Below are 15365 nucleotides of genomic sequence, written 5' to 3'. Positions count from 1 at the left end.
GCCGGGCCGGTGCCCGGGTCAGTGGCGCTGGGCGAAGGCTAGGAGCTCGGGTCCGCGCCGCTCGAACACGCGCCCCCCGCCGACGACGCCCGCGACGAGCATGGCGACGCCGATGCCGAGGCCCACGAGGAGCGACCAGACCGGGTACGCGCCTCCGTGCACGAGCCCCAGCCAGCCGAGCCAGACCGACGGCAGCGCGAGCACGACCGTGGCCAGGAACGTGAGCGTGGGGACGGTGGATCCGCCGGCGCCCACGGTCTGCGGCGCATGGAAGGGGCTGTCCCCCGGGCGCGACGCCGGATAGGGGAACCGCGCGGAGAAGAGGGAGGAGAGCCCCACGCCGATCAGCAGCACGCCGCCGCTGACACCGATGACGGAGGGCAGGACGGATCCGTCGCCGAAGCCCAGCGCGCTGAGCGGCGCGCCGATCGCGACCAGCGGGATGCCGATCCCGAGCACGGGGACGATGCGGCCGACGCGGTCCGCCACGCCGCGGATGCCCGACACGACGTGCAGCCAGACCGCGGTGTGGTCGTGCGCGGTGTCGTTGTGCACGCTCCAGCCGAGGAAGAGCGCCATCACCGGGAGCGGCACCAGCGCGAGCACGTGCGCGTCGACATCGACGATCACGAGCGGGATGAGCAGCACGAGCGGGAGCACCGGGATGAGCACGAGCGTGGCGCGGTAGCGCGGGTCGCGGATCCAGTAGGTGACGCTGCGAGCCGCCACGCCGCCGGCGGGCGAGGCCCCGAAGCGGCCGAACCAGCCGAGGCCGGTCTGGGCGCGGCCGCCACCCGTGCGGTCGGGAGCGGTGAGCGCCCAGGGCACCAGGCGGATCCAGGCGAGCGCGAGCAGCGCGGCCGAGGCGACGGCCACGAGGAGCATGCCGGCGGCGCCGCCCCCGTCGCCCGACACGGCGGCGGCCGGAGCCGCCCAGGCCGCGCCGAAGGGGGTCCAGGCGAGGACCCCGAGCGCATCGCGGGCGGGACGGAGCCCGTCGTCGAGGAGGTCGGCCTGGGCCAGGGCGACGACCGCGGGGACGAGCAGCACGGCCACGAGACCGGCGGCGAGACCCGTCGCCTCGCGGGCCCGACGCGTGCTGAGCAGGACGGAGGCGAGGACGGTGCTGATCCGAGCGACGAGCACGCACGTGACGACGGCGGCGACGGCCGCGAGCACGGCGACCAGGGCGGTGAGCGGATCGCGGGCCCAGGTGACGACGGTGGTCAGGGCCACGACGACGAGGACCGCCCCCGGGACGCTGACGACGGCCGCCGCGCCGAGCGCCAGGGCGAGGCGCCGGGGCTCGATGCCGTACGGGGCGAAGCGGCGCGGGTCCATCGCGTCCTCGGATCCGAGCACGAGCGGGACGACGAGCGACCCGAGGACCACGAGGGCGCCCCCGGCCATCACGACGTCCCGCGCGGACGCGACGTCGGCGTCGCGGAGACCGGCGAGCGCGCCGACGGCCAGCACCGTGACGAGGATCCCGTAGACGCCGGCGGCGACGAGTCCGAGGACCTGCCACGGGCTCCGGCGGAACGCGTTGGCGAGGAGGGCGAGCCTCAGTCGGAGAACGAGTGCAACCACGAGAACCCCTCCGCCGTGCGTCGACCGCCGGCGAGGGCGACGAAGCGCTCCTCGAGCGAGCGGCCCGCGCGGACCTCGTCCATGGTGCCCGACGCGAGCACGCGGCCGTTGACGATGATCGCGACGTGGTCGCAGATGCGCTGGATGAAGTCCATCCCGTGGCTCGACAGCACGACCGTGCCGCCGTGCGCCACGTAGTCCTGCAGGATCTCGACCACGTTGGCAGCCGACACCGGGTCGACCGACTCGAACGGCTCGTCGAGCACGAGCATGCGCGGCGAGTGGATCATGGCGCACGCGAGCGCGACCTTCTTGGTCATGCCCGCCGAGTAGTCGGTGACGAGCCGCCCGACGGCGTCCTCGAGGCCGAACGCCTGGATCAGGTCGGCGGACCGGCTGCGGATCTCCGCGTCGTCGAGCCCCCGCAGGGCGCCCGAGTAGTGCAGGAGCTGCGCGCCGGTGAGGCGGTCGAACAGACGCAGCCGGTCCGGCAGCACGCCGATGCTCCGCTTCGCCGTGAGCGGGTCGCGCCAGACGTCGATCCCATTGACCGTCACGGTGCCCGCGTCGGGCCGGAGGAGCCCCGTGACCATCGACATGGTCGTGGTCTTGCCGGCGCCGTTCGGGCCGACGATGCCGTAGAAGGACCCGGCGCGGACCGTGAGCGCGATGTCGTCGACGGCGACCTTCTCGTCGAAGCGCTTGGTGAGGCCGTCGATGACGAGCACGTCGTCGCCCAGCTCCGGCGCGGCGGCGCGGTCGCCGCGGACGGACGGCGTGAGGGCCGTCTCCGCGACTCCAGCGAGGCGAGGCGAACGCGGCGCGGTGAGGCTGTCCGTGCGGACGGTGACGGAGCGTGTGGGTGCGGGATCCGGGCGCGAGCCCGGGACGTCCTCATCGTCCGGGAAGGCCGTGGCGGCAGGCTCGGAGGCGGGGTCAGAGGCGGCGGCGGGCTCGACCGTGGGCGTCGGCTCGGGCTCGGATCCCACCTCCCTGAACGGCTCATCCGCTACGAGGTCGTCGTCGGCTCCGGCCTGGGTGCCTCCGGACGGGAGGTCCACCGGCGCGGACCCGGGCTCGATCGTCGCGCCCTCCTCCGTCGAGGGCTCGGTGTCAGCCTCGGCGTCCGCGGCGGGCGCGCCGGTGCTGTCGTCGTCCGCGTCGTCCACGACGGACGCGTCGGCCTCGACATCGATGTCGGCCGCGGCATCCTCAGCAGGGGCCGAGGCATCGGGCTCGGCATCCGCGGCCGCGTCATCCGTCGCGGGAGTGCCGTGATCCTCGGCGACGGCCTCCACGGTCGGCCCCGCCGACCGCTCGTCCGCCTCCGAGAACATGCCGCGGAGCTCCGCAAGGCCGTCCTGGTCCGTCTCCCCCGTCGCGCCCTGGTCCTCGACGGCTGCGTCCGGGCTCGACGTCGCCGCATCCGCAGCCGTGTCCGCATCCGCGGCCGTGCCCATGGCCACGCCCGCGTCGACGGCGTCGTCAGGGAGGCGCTCCGCGCTCCCGGCCGCGCGCTGCACGCGGGTGCGTCGGCGGACGCGCGGCGGCCGCGACGCCGTGGCCGCGCCCTCCCCGTCGCCGTCGGCCCGGGTGACCGGCGCCTGCGCGGCGGGTGCGGCGACGGGGGTCGTCTTCATGCGGGGCGGCGTCGGACCGACGACCACGGCGGGCGCGGTGCGCGGCGACGGCGCGGTGGCGCGACGTGGGACGCGCTGGCCCGGTCGCGGCGGACGGGGCACGGCAGCCGTTCCGGATGGGGCGTCGGTCTCCGCGCGCTCCCTGTTCCCGGCCGGCTCCTCCGCGGGGACGGCCGGAGCGCGATCGGCGTGATCCCGGGGCTCCGCACCGGTGTCGGACGTGGCGTCGGGGGAGGTCGTCTCGTCGGGGGCGTCGGTCACGGCCCCACGTTAGCAAGGCAGTCCTCCGTGCCCGGTGCGCCGTCCTCGGAGGTCCGGGTACGCTCCCCCTCGGGCGACGTCGGCGGGACCGAGGGCACTCCGCCGAGGCATGTCCACATCACGAAAGGGACACGACCGCGCCCGCCATCCCGCCTATTTCCCCGCCTGCGGCCTACGATGGAGGAGGCATGACGGCGTGTCGAACAGGAAACCCGCGGGTGAAGTCCCGGCGAACCCTCGACGTCCGAGGGATCCCGGTCGCACTCGACACCCCGCATCGAACGGAGAACACATGACCACGCAGGTAGTCATCCTGGCGGCAGGCATGGGCAGCCGTCTCGGACGCAGCCTCCCCAAGCCCCTCACCGAGCTCAGCGACGGCCGCACCATCATGGGCCAGCAGTTCGACAACATCCGCTTCGGCCTCGGCGACGACGCCAAGGTCAGCATCGTCGTCGGCTACAAGCTCGACCACATCATCGACGCCTTCCCGGACGCCGACTACATCTACAACGAGCAGTACGACCAGACGAACACGTCGAAGAGCCTGCTCCGCGCCCTCCGCGCCTCCGGCCCCGGCGGCGTCCTCTGGATGAACGGCGACGTCGTCTTCGACCCGATGATCCTGCGCCGCGCCGCCGCCATGATCGCGCGCGACCAGTCATTCGTCACGGTCAACACCTCCCGCGTCTCCGACGAGGAGGTCAAGTACACGACGAGCCCCGAGGGCTACATCCGCGAGCTGTCGAAGACGGTGAAGGGCGGCCTCGGCGAGGCGGTCGGCATCAACTACGTGTCGCGCGCCGACAAGAGCGTGCTCATCCGCCAGCTCGCCCGCGTCGGCGACCAGGACTACTTCGAGCGTGGAATAGAGTTGGCGATCGAGCAGGACTCCCTGCTCGTCGAACCGGTAGACATCTCCGACCTGTACGCGGTCGAGGTCGACTTCGCGGAGGACCTCGAGAGGGCCAACCTCTTCGTCTAGACCGCCTCGGGGATGCTGATGCAGAGGATCCCCGCCGTGCCCGATGCCGCCCGCCCCGGTCGCGCGTCCCGCACCCCCGCGGCCCGCTACCGCCGCTCGCTGTGGCTCCTCACCACGCGCGACCTCAAGGTCCGCTACTCGACGAGCGCGCTCGGCTGGTTCTGGTCGATCCTCGACCCGCTCGTCATGTCGGGCATCTACTGGTTCGTCTTCACCGTCGTCTTCCAGCGCGACGTCGGCGCGGAGCCGTATATCGTCTTCCTGCTGGCGGCGCTCCTGCCGTGGATGTGGTTCACGGGGGCGACGAGCGACTTCACGAAGGCCTTCAGCTCCCAGGCGAAGCTCGTGCGCTCGACCCGGATCCCCCGCACGATCTGGGTGCTGCGGCTCGTGCTCGCGAAGGGCTTCGAGTTCGTCGCCAGCCTGCCCGTGCTCGCCGTCTTCGCGATCGTCGCGGGCGCGCGCCTCGACGTGCACGTGCTGCTGTTCCCGCTGGCCGTGCTCATCCAGTCGGCGCTCCTCCTCGGGATCGGGTTGATCATCTCGCCGCTCGTGGTCTTCTTCCGCGACCTCGAGCGCGCGGTGAAGCTCGTGCTGCGGTTCCTCTTCTACGCCTCCCCCATCGTGTACTCCTCGCGGGACCTGCCCGAGGAGCTGCACCCGTGGGCGGCGCTCAACCCCCTCACCGGCGTCTTCGGCCTGTACCGGTCGGCGTTCTTCCCCGCGGAGCTCGACTGGTACGCCGTCGGCGTGAGCGCGGCCATCTCCGCGGCCCTGGTCCTCATCGGCTCGCTCGTCTTCCGCCGCTCGCTGCCCGCCGTCCTGAAGGAGATCTGATGGGAGCCGCGCATCCGCAGCCAGGCGCACGGACGGTCCTCTCGGTAGAGGACGCCGGCATCCGCTTCCGCCGCAACCGCAAGTCCCGCCGGAGCTTCAAGGACCTCTTCGCCGGATCCGCGCGCCGCGCGCGGCCGGGCGAGTTCTGGGCGCTGCGCCACGTCTCGTTCGAGGTGCGCGAGGGCGAGGCGATCGGCGTGGTCGGCCGCAACGGCCAGGGGAAGTCGACGCTCCTCAAGCTCGTCGCCGAGGTGCTCATCGCGGACGAGGGGACCATCGGGGTCCACGCGGGGGTCGCGCCGCTCATCGAGATCACGGGCGGGTTCGTGAACGACCTCACGGTGCGCGACAACATCTACCTCACGGCGGGCCTCCACGGCATGTCCAAGGCCGAGATCGACGCGCGGTTCGACGAGATCATCGACTTCGCGGAGATCCCCGACTTCGTCGACACCCCGTACAAGCACCTCTCGAGCGGGATGAAGGTGCGCATCGCGTTCGCGGTGATCTCACGGCTCGACGAGCCGGTCCTCCTCGTCGACGAGGTGCTCGCCGTGGGCGACCGCGCGTTCCGGCAGAAGTGCTACGACCGGATCGAGGAGATGCTCGCGGAAGGGCGCACGCTCTTCTTCGTCTCGCACAACGAGCGCGACCTCCGACGGTTCTGCACGCGCGGCCTGTACCTCGACAAGGGCGCCCTCGTGCTCGACGGCCCGATCGGCCAGGTGCTGGACGCGTACGACGCAGACCACAACCCGCCGGCTCCGACCGTCCCGTAGGGCGGCGGGGCTCCCCTCCTCCCCACCACGGCCCTTCCACAGGCCCGCGACCCCGCACGTCGCACGCCGCACCTACCGTGCACGCATGCTGCGACCCGTCCCGCCCCTGCCCGCCCGTCCCGACCCCGAGCCCGCCTACCGCGTCCCCTGGCACTTCGACCGCACGCTGGAGAGGCCGCGCTTCGCGCTGGTCAACGTGGGCGACGAGGTCCTGCACGCCATCTCGCTGCACCTGCTCGGATCCGGCACCATGCTGTCGCGGGCGCCCGTCACCGTCCGCCCGGGCGAACGGCTGTCCACCACCATCCGCGGCGACGACCTCGCGCTCGACACGATCCTCGTGGTGCGCTGGTTCCGGCCGGACGGGGGCGAGTACCTGTGGCGGGTCAGCTTCTGACGGGAGTCGTGCCGCGCCGGTCGCGCTCCCGCTCGAGCCGGATCAGGTCGGCGGGCGAGTCCCCGTCGTCCTTCGGCAGCATGTCGGCGGTCAGGCCCGTCACGAGCAGCCCGGCGTCCACGTCGAGGCCGCTCGCGATCTTGATGATGTTGCGCAGGCTCGGGTTCCGCTGCCCGCGCTCGATCTTCCCGAGGGCGGTCCAGTGGATGCCGGAGAGCTCCGCGAGCGTCTCCTGGCTGATGCCGATTCGCTGGCGCTGCTCGCGCACCCGGGAGCCGAACTCGGCGGCGGCGTCGGAGACGGTGGATACCATGTCACATGCCTATCCGCCACATGGAGGAATGACCAGAGCGCGGGCGCCCCATGCGCATGTGCCCGTTCTTGTGCGGACACTCGCGACGCCGGGCGGGCATCCGGTGGACGACGAGGGGACGAACGACGCAGGTCCCCCGCGTAGGCTCGGAGCATGAAGGACGCTCCCGAGCTCGACCCGACCGTGGCCACCGGCATAGATCGTCTCCTGTCCGTGCAGCGCCCCGTCGTGCTCGCCCACATCCGCTCGATCCGCGCGCGCCACCCGGAGGCGTCGCCCGACCGGATCATCGCCATCCTCGAGAAGCGCTTCCTCGCCGCCGTCACCGCGGGTGGTGCCGCCGTCGGCGCCAGCGCGGTGATCCCGGGCGTCGGCACCGGCGTCTCCCTCGCGCTCACGGGCGTCGAGACGGCAGGCTTCCTCGAGGCGAGCGCCCTGTTCGCCCAGTCGATCACCGAGGTCCACGGCATCTCCGTCGAGGATCCGGCCCGCGCCCGCGCCCTGGTCATGACGATGATGCTCGGCGCCCCGGGAGCCCAGGTGATCCAGCAGTTCACGGGCCAGTTCTCCGGCCAGCCCGTCGACCGGAACGCGAACTGGGGGCGCGCCATCACGTCGGGCCTGCCCTCGTTCGCCATCGGCCCCGTCGCCGATCGCATCAAGCGCGCGTTCATCAAGCGCTTCGTGGTGAACCAGAGCGCGAGCGCCATCGGCCGCGCGGTGCCGTTCGGCATCGGCGCCGTCATCGGCGGCGCGGGCAACCGGATGCTCGGCGGCAAGATCGTGGCCAGCTCACGTCAGGCCTTCGGACCCGCCCCCGCCGGGTTCCCCGACGAGCTGGCGGTGCCGCAGCGCAAGCCCCGCGTCATCCGCGTCGCCGAGAAGAAGGCCGCGAAGGGCTGACCCCTCCGTCGGGCACCGCCTCGACGCGGTGCCCTCGGGAGGCTCAGGACTCCTCGTCCTCGTCGTCCACCTGGTCGTCGGTCGGCGTCGCGGCCTCGCCGTCCCGGGCGTGGAGCGCCGCGTGGCGGTCCCACTCCCCCATCAGGTGCTCGACGGCCCCGTGGAAGCGCGCGGTCGCGGCACCGGGGGACGTGTCGCCGAAGTAGTGCCGGACCCACGCCGCGAGCCGGCGGTCCGCCGCGGCGTCGTGCTGCAGCGCGTCGAGCCGGGCGACGATGTCCTGCGCGTCGTCCGCGGTCAGCCACTCGCAGTCGGACAGGTAGCCGTCGGTGTCGATCTGCGCCTCGGGGCGCACGGGGCGCGTCACCATGAGCGGACGCCCGGCCGCGAGGCGGTCGTAGACCATCGCGGAGATGTCGACGATGGCGAGGTCCGCGGCGGACAGCTGCCAGGCGAGCTCCCGTGAGCGGTCGACGACGTGCTGGGCCGCCGGGTCCTGCGCGTTCGCCCGCTCGAGCATGGCGGCGATCTCGCGGTTCGCGCGCGCGTACTCGGGATCGACGACGCCGGATCGCGGGTGCGGACGGTAGACGATGCGGTGCCGGCCGGTCGCGATGAGGTCGCGGACGAGCGCCACCCCGTGCGACGCGATGGACCCGTACGCGGCCGCGGCGCGGTCGCCCTCCCAGGTGGGGGCGTAGAGCACGACGGTGCGGTCGTCGGGTGCGTACGGCAGCTCCCCGGAGTAGTGGTCCGCCTGCGGGCGGCCGATGGGGATCGCGCGACGGTCGAGGTCGTAGTCCCACAGCACCTTGCCGAGCCGGGCCCGGGCGGCGTCGCCGGCGATGAGGCTGTAGTCGTACGCCTTGAACTGGTTGGTGGTCATGTACATCTTGTCGGACTCGCCGTGGTTGACGAAGACGTGCCAGCGGCGCCCGTACCGCATCATCTGGAAGTTGCGGGTGTTCTGGTTGACGTAGAGCACGATGCGGATGTCCTGCTCGCCGATGACCCGCTCGAGGTCCGCCACGCGGCGCACGTACTCGACCGGCAGGGGGCTCTCGTCGAGGAGCGCGTTCGCCCCGCTCGGGTGGCGGCTGAGGATGACGACCGGGTGCGTGCGTGCCAGCTCGACGAGAGGGCGGTACCACTGCCGGATCTGGTACATGTTCACGGCGGAGTCGGCGAAGTACACGGCGATGCGGTACTCGCCCTGCGGCGACGGGGCGCGGAGCGCGAGCTTGCGCTGCAGGTTCCCGCGCGCTCGGCGCTGCTGGATCAGCGATCGGACAGCGCGCACGCCGAGGCGAGCGTCGTTCAGGAGACCCATGCGTCCACCGTAGCCAGCGTTCCACGCCCCTCCCGACGAGCCCCGGTCGGGGGCGCGGAACGGTGTGCGATCGTGACCGAGCGGGTGGGGGTCACGATCAGATGACGGGCGGCCTGCCCGCGCGCGCCATGCGGACGACGGTGCTCCACGACATCGGACGGCGCGGTCCTGGCGAGGTGGTCCAGCCCTCCCGCCAGCCGCGCAGCCAGGTGCCGATGCCGTCCCTGTTACGGACGCTGCGGAGCAGCTGCACGGCGGTCCACGACCCGACGTACACGGGCACGAGCGGCAGGGGCAGGTTGCGCCGGGCGAGCCACACGCGGTTGCGCGCGTTGAGGCGGTGGTACTCCGCGTGGCGAGTGGGGGCGACGGCGGGGTGGTGGGCGACGAGGTCGCCCGCGTACCAGGCGCGCATGCCCTGGTCCCAGATCCGCCAGGCCAGCTCGATCCCCTCGTGGGCGTAGAAGAACTCCCCCGCCCACCCGTCGGCCCGTTCGAACGCGTCCCGGCGGACGACGACGGCGCCCTCCAGCACGGACATCACCGCGCTGGGACGCGCGGGATCGCCCTTCCGGATGCGCGGGATCCAGCGCCGCGGCGTGACGGCGCCCGTGGGGTCGACGATCCGCGGCTGGACGAGCGCCACGTCGGCGGCGCGGCGCATCAGCTCGAGGCAGTCCGCCAGGAAGGTCGCGCTCGGCACGGTCTCGTCGTCGTCGAGGAAGAACAGCGTGTCGCCTGCCACGAGCGGGACGCCGGCGTTGCGGCCCGCGGGGATGCCCAGGTTCTCCGGGAGGTGCAGCGCGCGGATCCCGTCGGGCAGGCCCACGGGATCCCAGCCGTTGCCGACCACGACCACGTCCGTCGTCACGTCCTCTTGGCGCAGCACGGAGGCGATCGAGGCCGCGAGCCCGGCGGGCCGACGGCCCTGGCTGAGGATGACCACGCCGACGCGCGGCACGCTCCCCGTCACGCGGAGGTCAGCCGACGCGAGGTGACGATCATGACGAAGTGCCCGACCAGCGCGAGGAGGGCGAGGGGCACGAGCGCGACCAGGAGCACCCGGTCGGTCGCCGGCTGGCCGGCCACGAGGCCGACGACCGCGACCGCGAACACGACGATCGTGAGCTCGACCGAGTGGAACATGCGGTGGAACGGGAGGAAGCGCACCGCCCGCCGCGCGAACGCGATGAGGGAGTGCTGCGATGCGACCGTGCTCGCGCCGACCGGCGCCTTGGGCAGATCGGCCGACGCGCGGGCCACGCGCACCATGTCGTTGAGCGCCTTGTTGAGCACGATGACGAGCGCCAGGGCGAACGCCAGGGTCGTCCACGGGAGGTCGCCCGGCGCCTCGAACGGGTACGCGGCCGCGCGGATCCCGAGGGCGAGCGCGATCAGCGTCTCGGTCGAGTAGTGCCCCACCGCGTCGAGGAAGTGGCCGACCGGCGACGACGTGCGGCGCCAGCGCGCGACCTCGCCGTCGCAGCAGTCCACCAGCATCTGCAGCTGTCCGAGCACCAGCGCGAGCGCCGCCCCGCCGATGCCGGGGATGAGGAGCGCGGCGGCGGCGGCCCAGCCCGTGAGGATCATGACGACCGTGACGCCGTTCGCGCTGATCCTCGTGCGCAGCAGCAGCCAGGTGAGGTACGGCGAGAGGTCGCGGAGGTACAGGTGCGCCGTCCAGTGCTCGGCGTTCGCCCGCAGGCGCACCTCCGGCGGCTGCGTGACCCGCCGCAGCTCCGCGATGGAGGAGGGCAGGCCGCGGTCGCCGGTGCCGGGAGCCGCGCTCATCGGCCCGTGTGCCCGTCGAGGTCGTCGGTGAGCTCGAGGAACCCGAGGACGAAGCCGGTGCCCCAGCTGAAGTGGATGGACGGGAGGACGGCCGCGAAGCGGAGCATCGTCGCGGCCCCGTCGCGGGAGGCGACCGACACGGTGCTCACCAGCACGAAGCCGGCGTAGACGCCCGGCACCACGAACGCGCCGACGAGGCGACGCAGTCCCGGCATGCCCAGGGCCGCGCCGACGAGGCCCGCGGTGCCGAGGACGAGCCCCGCGGCCACCCCGGCGACCGCGACCGGCGGCACGAAGTACCGCACGGAGTTCTGCCGCGTGTAGCGGCGCGCGAGCTCCCCGCGCCAGAGGCCGGTCGCGAAGAACTGGCGGACGAGCGAGCGCAGGGTGGAGCGCGGACGGTAGGTGACCTTCATCCGCGGCGTGAACCAGACCAGTCCGCCGCTCTGCCGCAGCCGTCGGTTCAGCTCCCAGTCCTGGCCGCGACGCACGCCCTCGTCGAAGAGCCCGACCTCCACGAGCCGCTCGCGACGGAACGCGCCGAGGTAGGCGGTCTCCGCGGGACCCTCCTTGCCGCCGACGTGGTGCGCGGTGCCCCCGAGCCCGACGCGTGCGCCGTAGGCGCGGGCGACCGCTTTCTCGAAGGGCGTGCGCCCCTCGGCGGACATCAGCCCGCCGACGTTGTCCGCACCCGTGGCCTGCAGCGTCTCCACGGCGATGCGCGTGTAGTCGCGCGGGAGGAGCGAATGGGCGTCGACGCGGATCACCACGGGGTGGCGTGTGGCGCGGATGGCGGCGTTGAGGCCACCCGGCGTGGATCCCGTGGGGTTGTCGACGCTGGTGATCCTCGGATCCGCCCGTGCCATCTCGCGGACGACCTCGGTCGTGCCGTCGGTGCTCGGACCGAGCGCGAGGACGACCTCGAAGTCGCCGGCGTAGTCCTGCCGCATCATGCTCTCGACGGCCGCGCGGACGTGAGCAGCCTCGTTGAGGATCGGCATGACGTACGAGACGGCGGGCAGATCGCCGGGGCTGCCTGCGGCCGAGTCGCGTCGCGGGTGGTGCGCCATCTGAGCCGATCTCTTGAGGGAGGTGCGGCCGGGGCCTGTCGGGGCCGAGCCTCGCAGGAGTTTACCAGCCTCCCCGTCGGCCTCCGCCCGGGGGCAGACGGAGAGGGGCGGACCGGCATCCGCCGGTCCGCCCCTCTCCGTGTCGCCGGCTACTGCTGGAGCGTGCCGAGCTTCACGTCGACCTGCTGCTTCTGCCCGCTGCGGATCACGGTGAGCTCCACGTCGCTGCCGCCCGCCAGGGCACGCACCTGCGCCGTGAGGTCGCTCGCCTTGCTGATCGGGATGCTGCCGAACGCCGTCACGATGTCGCCCTGCCGCAGGCCGGCCTCGGCAGCCGCGCCGCCGCTCTGCACCTCGGCGATGAACGCGCCGCCGACCGGGGTCGAGGAGTCGCCGGCGGCGACGTCGCGGACGCTCGCCCCGAGGAGACCGTGGGATGCGCTGCCGTTCTGGATGATCTCCTGGCCCACGCGCTCGGCCAGGTTCGACGGGATGGCAAAGCCGACGCCGATGCTGCCCGCGGTGGAGCTCGTCCCGCCAGCGTTCGCGATGGCGACGTTGACGCCGATGAGCTTGCCGTCGCCGTCGAGGAGCGCACCGCCCGAGTTGCCGGGGTTGATGGCGGCGTCGGTCTGGATGACCGCGAGGTTGATGGTGGCGGCCCCCTGACCGCCCTGGGCGCCGGATCCGCCCTGGCCGCCGGATCCGCCCTCGCCCTCGTTGCCGAACGGCCAGAAGTTGAACGGCGTCTCGTCGCTCTGGCTGCCGTCGCCCGGGGTCTGCGGCGCGGCCGAGGAGGCGACCTGGATGCTCCGGTCGAGTGCGCTGACGATCCCGTCGGTGACGGTGCCGGAGAGCCCGAGAGGGGCTCCGATGGCGATGGCCGTGTCGCCGACGTTGAGCTTCGACGAGTCGGCGAACTCGATGGGGGTGAGCCCGCTGGCGTCGTCCAGCTTGATCACCGCGAGGTCGACGACGGGATCCGTGCCGACGAGCGTCGCCGTGTAGAGCGCGCCGTCCGCGGTCTTGACCTGGATGGTGGCGTCGCCGGTCTGGCCGTCGAGGGTCACCACGTGCGTGTTCGTGAGGATGTAGCCGTCGCTGGAGAGGACGACTCCGGAGCCGGTGCCCCCGGCCTGGCCGCCGGCCACGTCGATGGTCACGACGGAGCCGGAGACCTTCGCGGCGACCGCGGTGATGGGGGTCGCGTCGTCGGGGTCGTTGACGGTGATGTTCGCGGGCGACTGGCTGACCGACTCGGTCGACGCGTCGTCGTGGGCGATGGCCCACGTGGTGAGCCCGCCCGCCGCTCCGCCGATGAGGGCCCCGACGGCCAGCATGGCGACGAGGGGCAGGGCCTTGTTCGGCTTCCTCTTGGGAGGAGCGGTCGTCGTGCTGCCGAGCGGCTGGGTCCCGTCGGTGCCATCGACGGGCGCGGTCGAGGAGCGATCCGCCATCGGATCCGTCCCGTAGGCGACGGTGTCGCGCTGGTCCTCGCCCGTCGGCGCGGGATGCGATGCGGCTGCGGGGCCCGCCGGGGCCGGCCAGGCGGATCCGCCGTCAGAAGGCTGAGGGGCGGGGGACGATGACGCACCCGCCGAGGAGCCGTCCGAACGGCCGTCGACCTCGCGGCCGCCCTCGTGCTCGTCTTCGCCGTGGCTTCTGTCCGTCATCGGTGGTGCTCCTCTCAGGTGGTGCCAGCATTCCGGGCGAGTCTGAGCGTTCTCTATGGCTGCCCTGAGACCGCGCCGCCGGAGATCCGACCGCGTCCGCGAGCAGCCTGCTCGGCACTCATCCGCACGGCGCGCATGCTGGCTAGAGCGTACGCGGCCGGGACACGCGCCGGAGGCCCGTCACCGCCTGTGACACCGCGTCGTCCCGCCGCCGATCTCGGCCCCGGCTGGCGTCAGCACCCCGGCCCGGCGTCCCGTGTCCCGCACGCCCCGCCGACCAGGACCGTGGAGCCCTGCACGACGTGGATAGTCACCGGCCCGACCTGGACAGGGAGCGTGCCTGCGATCTGCTGCCACCCACCGCCGTCGAACCGGTAGCTGGGCGAGTACGCGATGGTCAACGTCACCTGCTGATCCCCCACCGTCCCATACACGTGACTCGTGTCCGTCGCAGTGAAGTCCTGCTGCCCCAACGCCTTCCACGACGCCCCCGGACCCTGGACCGTCGTGCTGGTCCCGTCACCGTGATCCCACGTGAACGACACCGGCACGAACCGCACCTGCGCCGGCCGACCCAACAACGTCCCGTCCACCACCTGCTCGGTCGCGTCCGTGAACAGGTTCACCGGAGCGCCCAAGATCCCCCACCCGGACGGCTGCGACCGGATTGACGCATCCCGCGGCACGAACTGCGCCACATCCTGCAAGCCCACCCCCGGAGCGGCCGGCGTCACCGGGGCAGGATCCGCGGGCTTGGTGGGAGCCTTCGCGGGCGGCAGGAACGCGTGCGCCCCATCCAGACACGCCCCCACCCCCGGTCGACACGGGACATCCACATCGGCCGCCCATCGACCCCTCACCACCGGCGGCGGCGGCCTATGGGGCAGGACCGCATCGGACGCACTGGGCGCTTCCTTAGCCGCCCCCATCGGACGCGAAGCCGAATCTCCACCTCGGTCTTTATCGCTGCGTGAGCTGAGCTCGACGGCATTGCCGAGTATGCGACCCGACGCGCACTGGCCACCGCTGGGCATGAGCGCCCCACATGATCTTGTCTCCGCGAGAGCTGAACTGACAGGAAGCGCTACCGCGGCGACCGTCAGCGACGCCGCAACCGCAATCCTCATCCGCACGCCTTCACCTCGTCATTGCGGACCGCATCGCTGATTCGCCATGCGCCTTCATCAATCGTGATCGCCTTGAGCTGCATGGATATGAAGGGATCTCGTGCAGGCGTGATGTCGTTTCCATTGCTGTCGCGGACGCGCGATCCCGTCACATCCAGACAGGCCTGGGCCACCATGTACGAATTCCCCTCGGTGTCGGTGCCTTGATCCGTCACCGCAAAATTTGAATACGTGTACTTGCCTATGACATGGGTTCCTTGCCGTTTGGCATCGTCAATCTCGGAGACGCTCTCGGCGAGGAGATCACCGGTCAACAGCGGCTTGAGTTCGTCCTCTGAGATCGAGTCCAGAGCGAGGGATACGTAAGCCGCGTACTCCTCCTGGAATGTACGGGCGTCTTGATCGGACTGCGACTGCGTCGGCGCGACAGAGGGCACGGTCGGCTGATCGGTGCAGCCGCAAAGGACAAATGCCACCGACAAGCCGACCACCACAGTGGCGGCGCCCGCCTTTTCCCGACGCTTCCCGCGCGTGATGAATGGCATATGTTCCTCATAGTCGTTCGAATCGACGCTTATGGCCCGCTCTCGGCGGACTGCAGCGAGTGACGGCAACATAGAGCAAGGAGCAGACGGGGGGTACGGGCATCTCCACACCTCGCCGGGGTCT

At 72.2% G+C, this 15365-nt stretch carries 15 protein-coding genes; 5 read left to right on the top strand and 10 right to left on the bottom strand.

Annotated elements, in window-relative coordinates; translation table 11 throughout:
- Window positions 1-18: 18 nt before the first annotated feature.
- On the bottom strand, window positions 19-1590 hold the full coding sequence (locus BFL37_RS07975) for an ABC transporter permease (RefSeq protein ID WP_086514607.1): 1572 nt from the start codon (window positions 1588-1590) through the stop codon (window positions 19-21).
- A complete protein-coding gene (locus BFL37_RS07970) occupies window positions 1566-2579 on the bottom strand; it encodes an ATP-binding cassette domain-containing protein (protein WP_431305858.1) in 1014 nt (337 codons plus the stop codon). The genes BFL37_RS07975 and BFL37_RS07970 overlap by 25 nt, the downstream gene beginning before the upstream one ends.
- Window positions 2580-3783: 1204 nt before the next feature.
- Between BFL37_RS07970 and BFL37_RS07965 the strand changes: the two genes are divergently transcribed.
- From BFL37_RS07965 to BFL37_RS07950, 4 genes are all read left to right on the top strand, one after another.
- Window positions 3784-4476 carry an NTP transferase domain-containing protein gene (locus BFL37_RS07965; RefSeq protein ID WP_086514606.1) on the top strand — a complete coding sequence of 231 codons (693 nt, stop codon included), beginning with the start codon at window positions 3784-3786 and terminating at the stop codon, window positions 4474-4476.
- Between the two features lie 18 nt (window positions 4477-4494).
- Window positions 4495-5313 (top strand): ABC transporter permease, encoded by an 819-nt coding sequence (locus tag BFL37_RS07960; protein WP_086514847.1) that lies wholly within the window; start codon window positions 4495-4497, stop codon window positions 5311-5313.
- A complete protein-coding gene (locus BFL37_RS07955; RefSeq protein WP_086514605.1) occupies window positions 5313-6092 on the top strand; it encodes an ABC transporter ATP-binding protein in 780 nt (259 codons plus the stop codon). The genes BFL37_RS07960 and BFL37_RS07955 overlap by 1 nt, the downstream gene beginning before the upstream one ends.
- An 85-nt stretch (window positions 6093-6177) precedes the next feature.
- Window positions 6178-6489 (top strand): hypothetical protein, encoded by a 312-nt coding sequence (locus BFL37_RS07950; protein ID WP_086514604.1) that lies wholly within the window; start codon window positions 6178-6180, stop codon window positions 6487-6489.
- Here the strand turns inward: BFL37_RS07950 and BFL37_RS07945 are convergent.
- Complete coding sequence (locus tag BFL37_RS07945) at window positions 6479-6802, bottom strand: helix-turn-helix domain-containing protein (protein ID WP_086514603.1); 324 nt, start codon at window positions 6800-6802, stop codon at window positions 6479-6481. The genes BFL37_RS07950 and BFL37_RS07945 overlap by 11 nt on opposite strands.
- Before the next feature lie 153 nt (window positions 6803-6955).
- On the opposite strand from BFL37_RS07945, the gene BFL37_RS07940 reads away from it, so the two are divergent.
- The gene (locus tag BFL37_RS07940) at window positions 6956-7705 is read left to right on the top strand and encodes a hypothetical protein (protein ID WP_086514602.1); all 750 of its coding nucleotides are present in this window, start codon (window positions 6956-6958) and stop codon (window positions 7703-7705) included.
- Between the two features lie 43 nt (window positions 7706-7748).
- Here the strand turns inward: BFL37_RS07940 and BFL37_RS07935 are convergent, their stop codons facing one another.
- The 7 genes from BFL37_RS07935 to BFL37_RS07905 form a co-directional block, all read right to left on the bottom strand.
- The gene (locus BFL37_RS07935; RefSeq protein WP_086514601.1) at window positions 7749-9035 is read right to left on the bottom strand and encodes a hypothetical protein; all 1287 of its coding nucleotides are present in this window, start codon (window positions 9033-9035) and stop codon (window positions 7749-7751) included.
- A 97-nt stretch (window positions 9036-9132) separates the two neighbouring features.
- Window positions 9133-10008 carry a glycosyltransferase family 2 protein gene (locus tag BFL37_RS07930; RefSeq protein WP_086514600.1) on the bottom strand — a complete coding sequence of 292 codons (876 nt, stop codon included), beginning with the start codon at window positions 10006-10008 and terminating at the stop codon, window positions 9133-9135.
- Window positions 10005-10826, bottom strand: coding sequence for a CDP-alcohol phosphatidyltransferase family protein (locus BFL37_RS07925; RefSeq protein WP_086514599.1), 822 nt, complete (start codon window positions 10824-10826; stop codon window positions 10005-10007). The genes BFL37_RS07930 and BFL37_RS07925 overlap by 4 nt, the downstream gene beginning before the upstream one ends.
- Complete coding sequence (locus tag BFL37_RS07920) at window positions 10823-11896, bottom strand: glycosyltransferase family 2 protein (RefSeq protein ID WP_086514598.1); 1074 nt, start codon at window positions 11894-11896, stop codon at window positions 10823-10825. The genes BFL37_RS07925 and BFL37_RS07920 overlap by 4 nt, the downstream gene beginning before the upstream one ends.
- A 149-nt stretch (window positions 11897-12045) precedes the next feature.
- Window positions 12046-13569 carry a S1C family serine protease gene (locus BFL37_RS07915; RefSeq protein ID WP_086514597.1) on the bottom strand — a complete coding sequence of 508 codons (1524 nt, stop codon included), beginning with the start codon at window positions 13567-13569 and terminating at the stop codon, window positions 12046-12048.
- Between the two features lie 233 nt (window positions 13570-13802).
- Window positions 13803-14303, bottom strand: coding sequence for a hypothetical protein (locus BFL37_RS14735; protein ID WP_241533916.1), 501 nt, complete (start codon window positions 14301-14303; stop codon window positions 13803-13805).
- A gap of 389 nt (window positions 14304-14692) precedes the next feature.
- A complete protein-coding gene (locus BFL37_RS07905; protein WP_086514596.1) occupies window positions 14693-15241 on the bottom strand; it encodes a hypothetical protein in 549 nt (182 codons plus the stop codon).
- Window positions 15242-15365 lie beyond the last annotated feature (124 nt).

The organism is Clavibacter michiganensis (assembly GCF_002151125.1).
Classification (GTDB): Bacteria; Actinomycetota; Actinomycetes; order Actinomycetales; family Microbacteriaceae; genus Clavibacter; species Clavibacter michiganensis_C.
The sequence above is the reverse complement of the archived record's forward strand: the minus strand, read 5'-3'. Positions and strand labels throughout refer to the sequence as shown.

Coding starts and splice junctions, on each gene's coding strand:
- BFL37_RS07965 (WP_086514606.1), top strand. CDS start 3,784: ATGACCACGCAGGTAGTCATCCTGGCGGCAGGCATGGGCAGCCGTCTC.
- BFL37_RS07960 (WP_086514847.1), top strand. CDS start 4,495: ATGCAGAGGATCCCCGCCGTGCCCGATGCCGCCCGCCCCGGTCGCGCG.
- BFL37_RS07955 (WP_086514605.1), top strand. CDS start 5,313: ATGGGAGCCGCGCATCCGCAGCCAGGCGCACGGACGGTCCTCTCGGTA.
- BFL37_RS07950 (WP_086514604.1), top strand. CDS start 6,178: ATGCTGCGACCCGTCCCGCCCCTGCCCGCCCGTCCCGACCCCGAGCCC.
- BFL37_RS07945 (WP_086514603.1), bottom strand. CDS start 6,802: ATGGTATCCACCGTCTCCGACGCCGCCGCCGAGTTCGGCTCCCGGGTG.
- BFL37_RS07940 (WP_086514602.1), top strand. CDS start 6,956: ATGAAGGACGCTCCCGAGCTCGACCCGACCGTGGCCACCGGCATAGAT.
- BFL37_RS07935 (WP_086514601.1), bottom strand. CDS start 9,035: ATGGGTCTCCTGAACGACGCTCGCCTCGGCGTGCGCGCTGTCCGATCG.
- BFL37_RS07925 (WP_086514599.1), bottom strand. CDS start 10,826: ATGAGCGCGGCTCCCGGCACCGGCGACCGCGGCCTGCCCTCCTCCATC.
- BFL37_RS07920 (WP_086514598.1), bottom strand. CDS start 11,896: ATGGCGCACCACCCGCGACGCGACTCGGCCGCAGGCAGCCCCGGCGAT.
- BFL37_RS07915 (WP_086514597.1), bottom strand. CDS start 13,569: ATGACGGACAGAAGCCACGGCGAAGACGAGCACGAGGGCGGCCGCGAG.
- BFL37_RS07905 (WP_086514596.1), bottom strand. CDS start 15,241: ATGCCATTCATCACGCGCGGGAAGCGTCGGGAAAAGGCGGGCGCCGCC.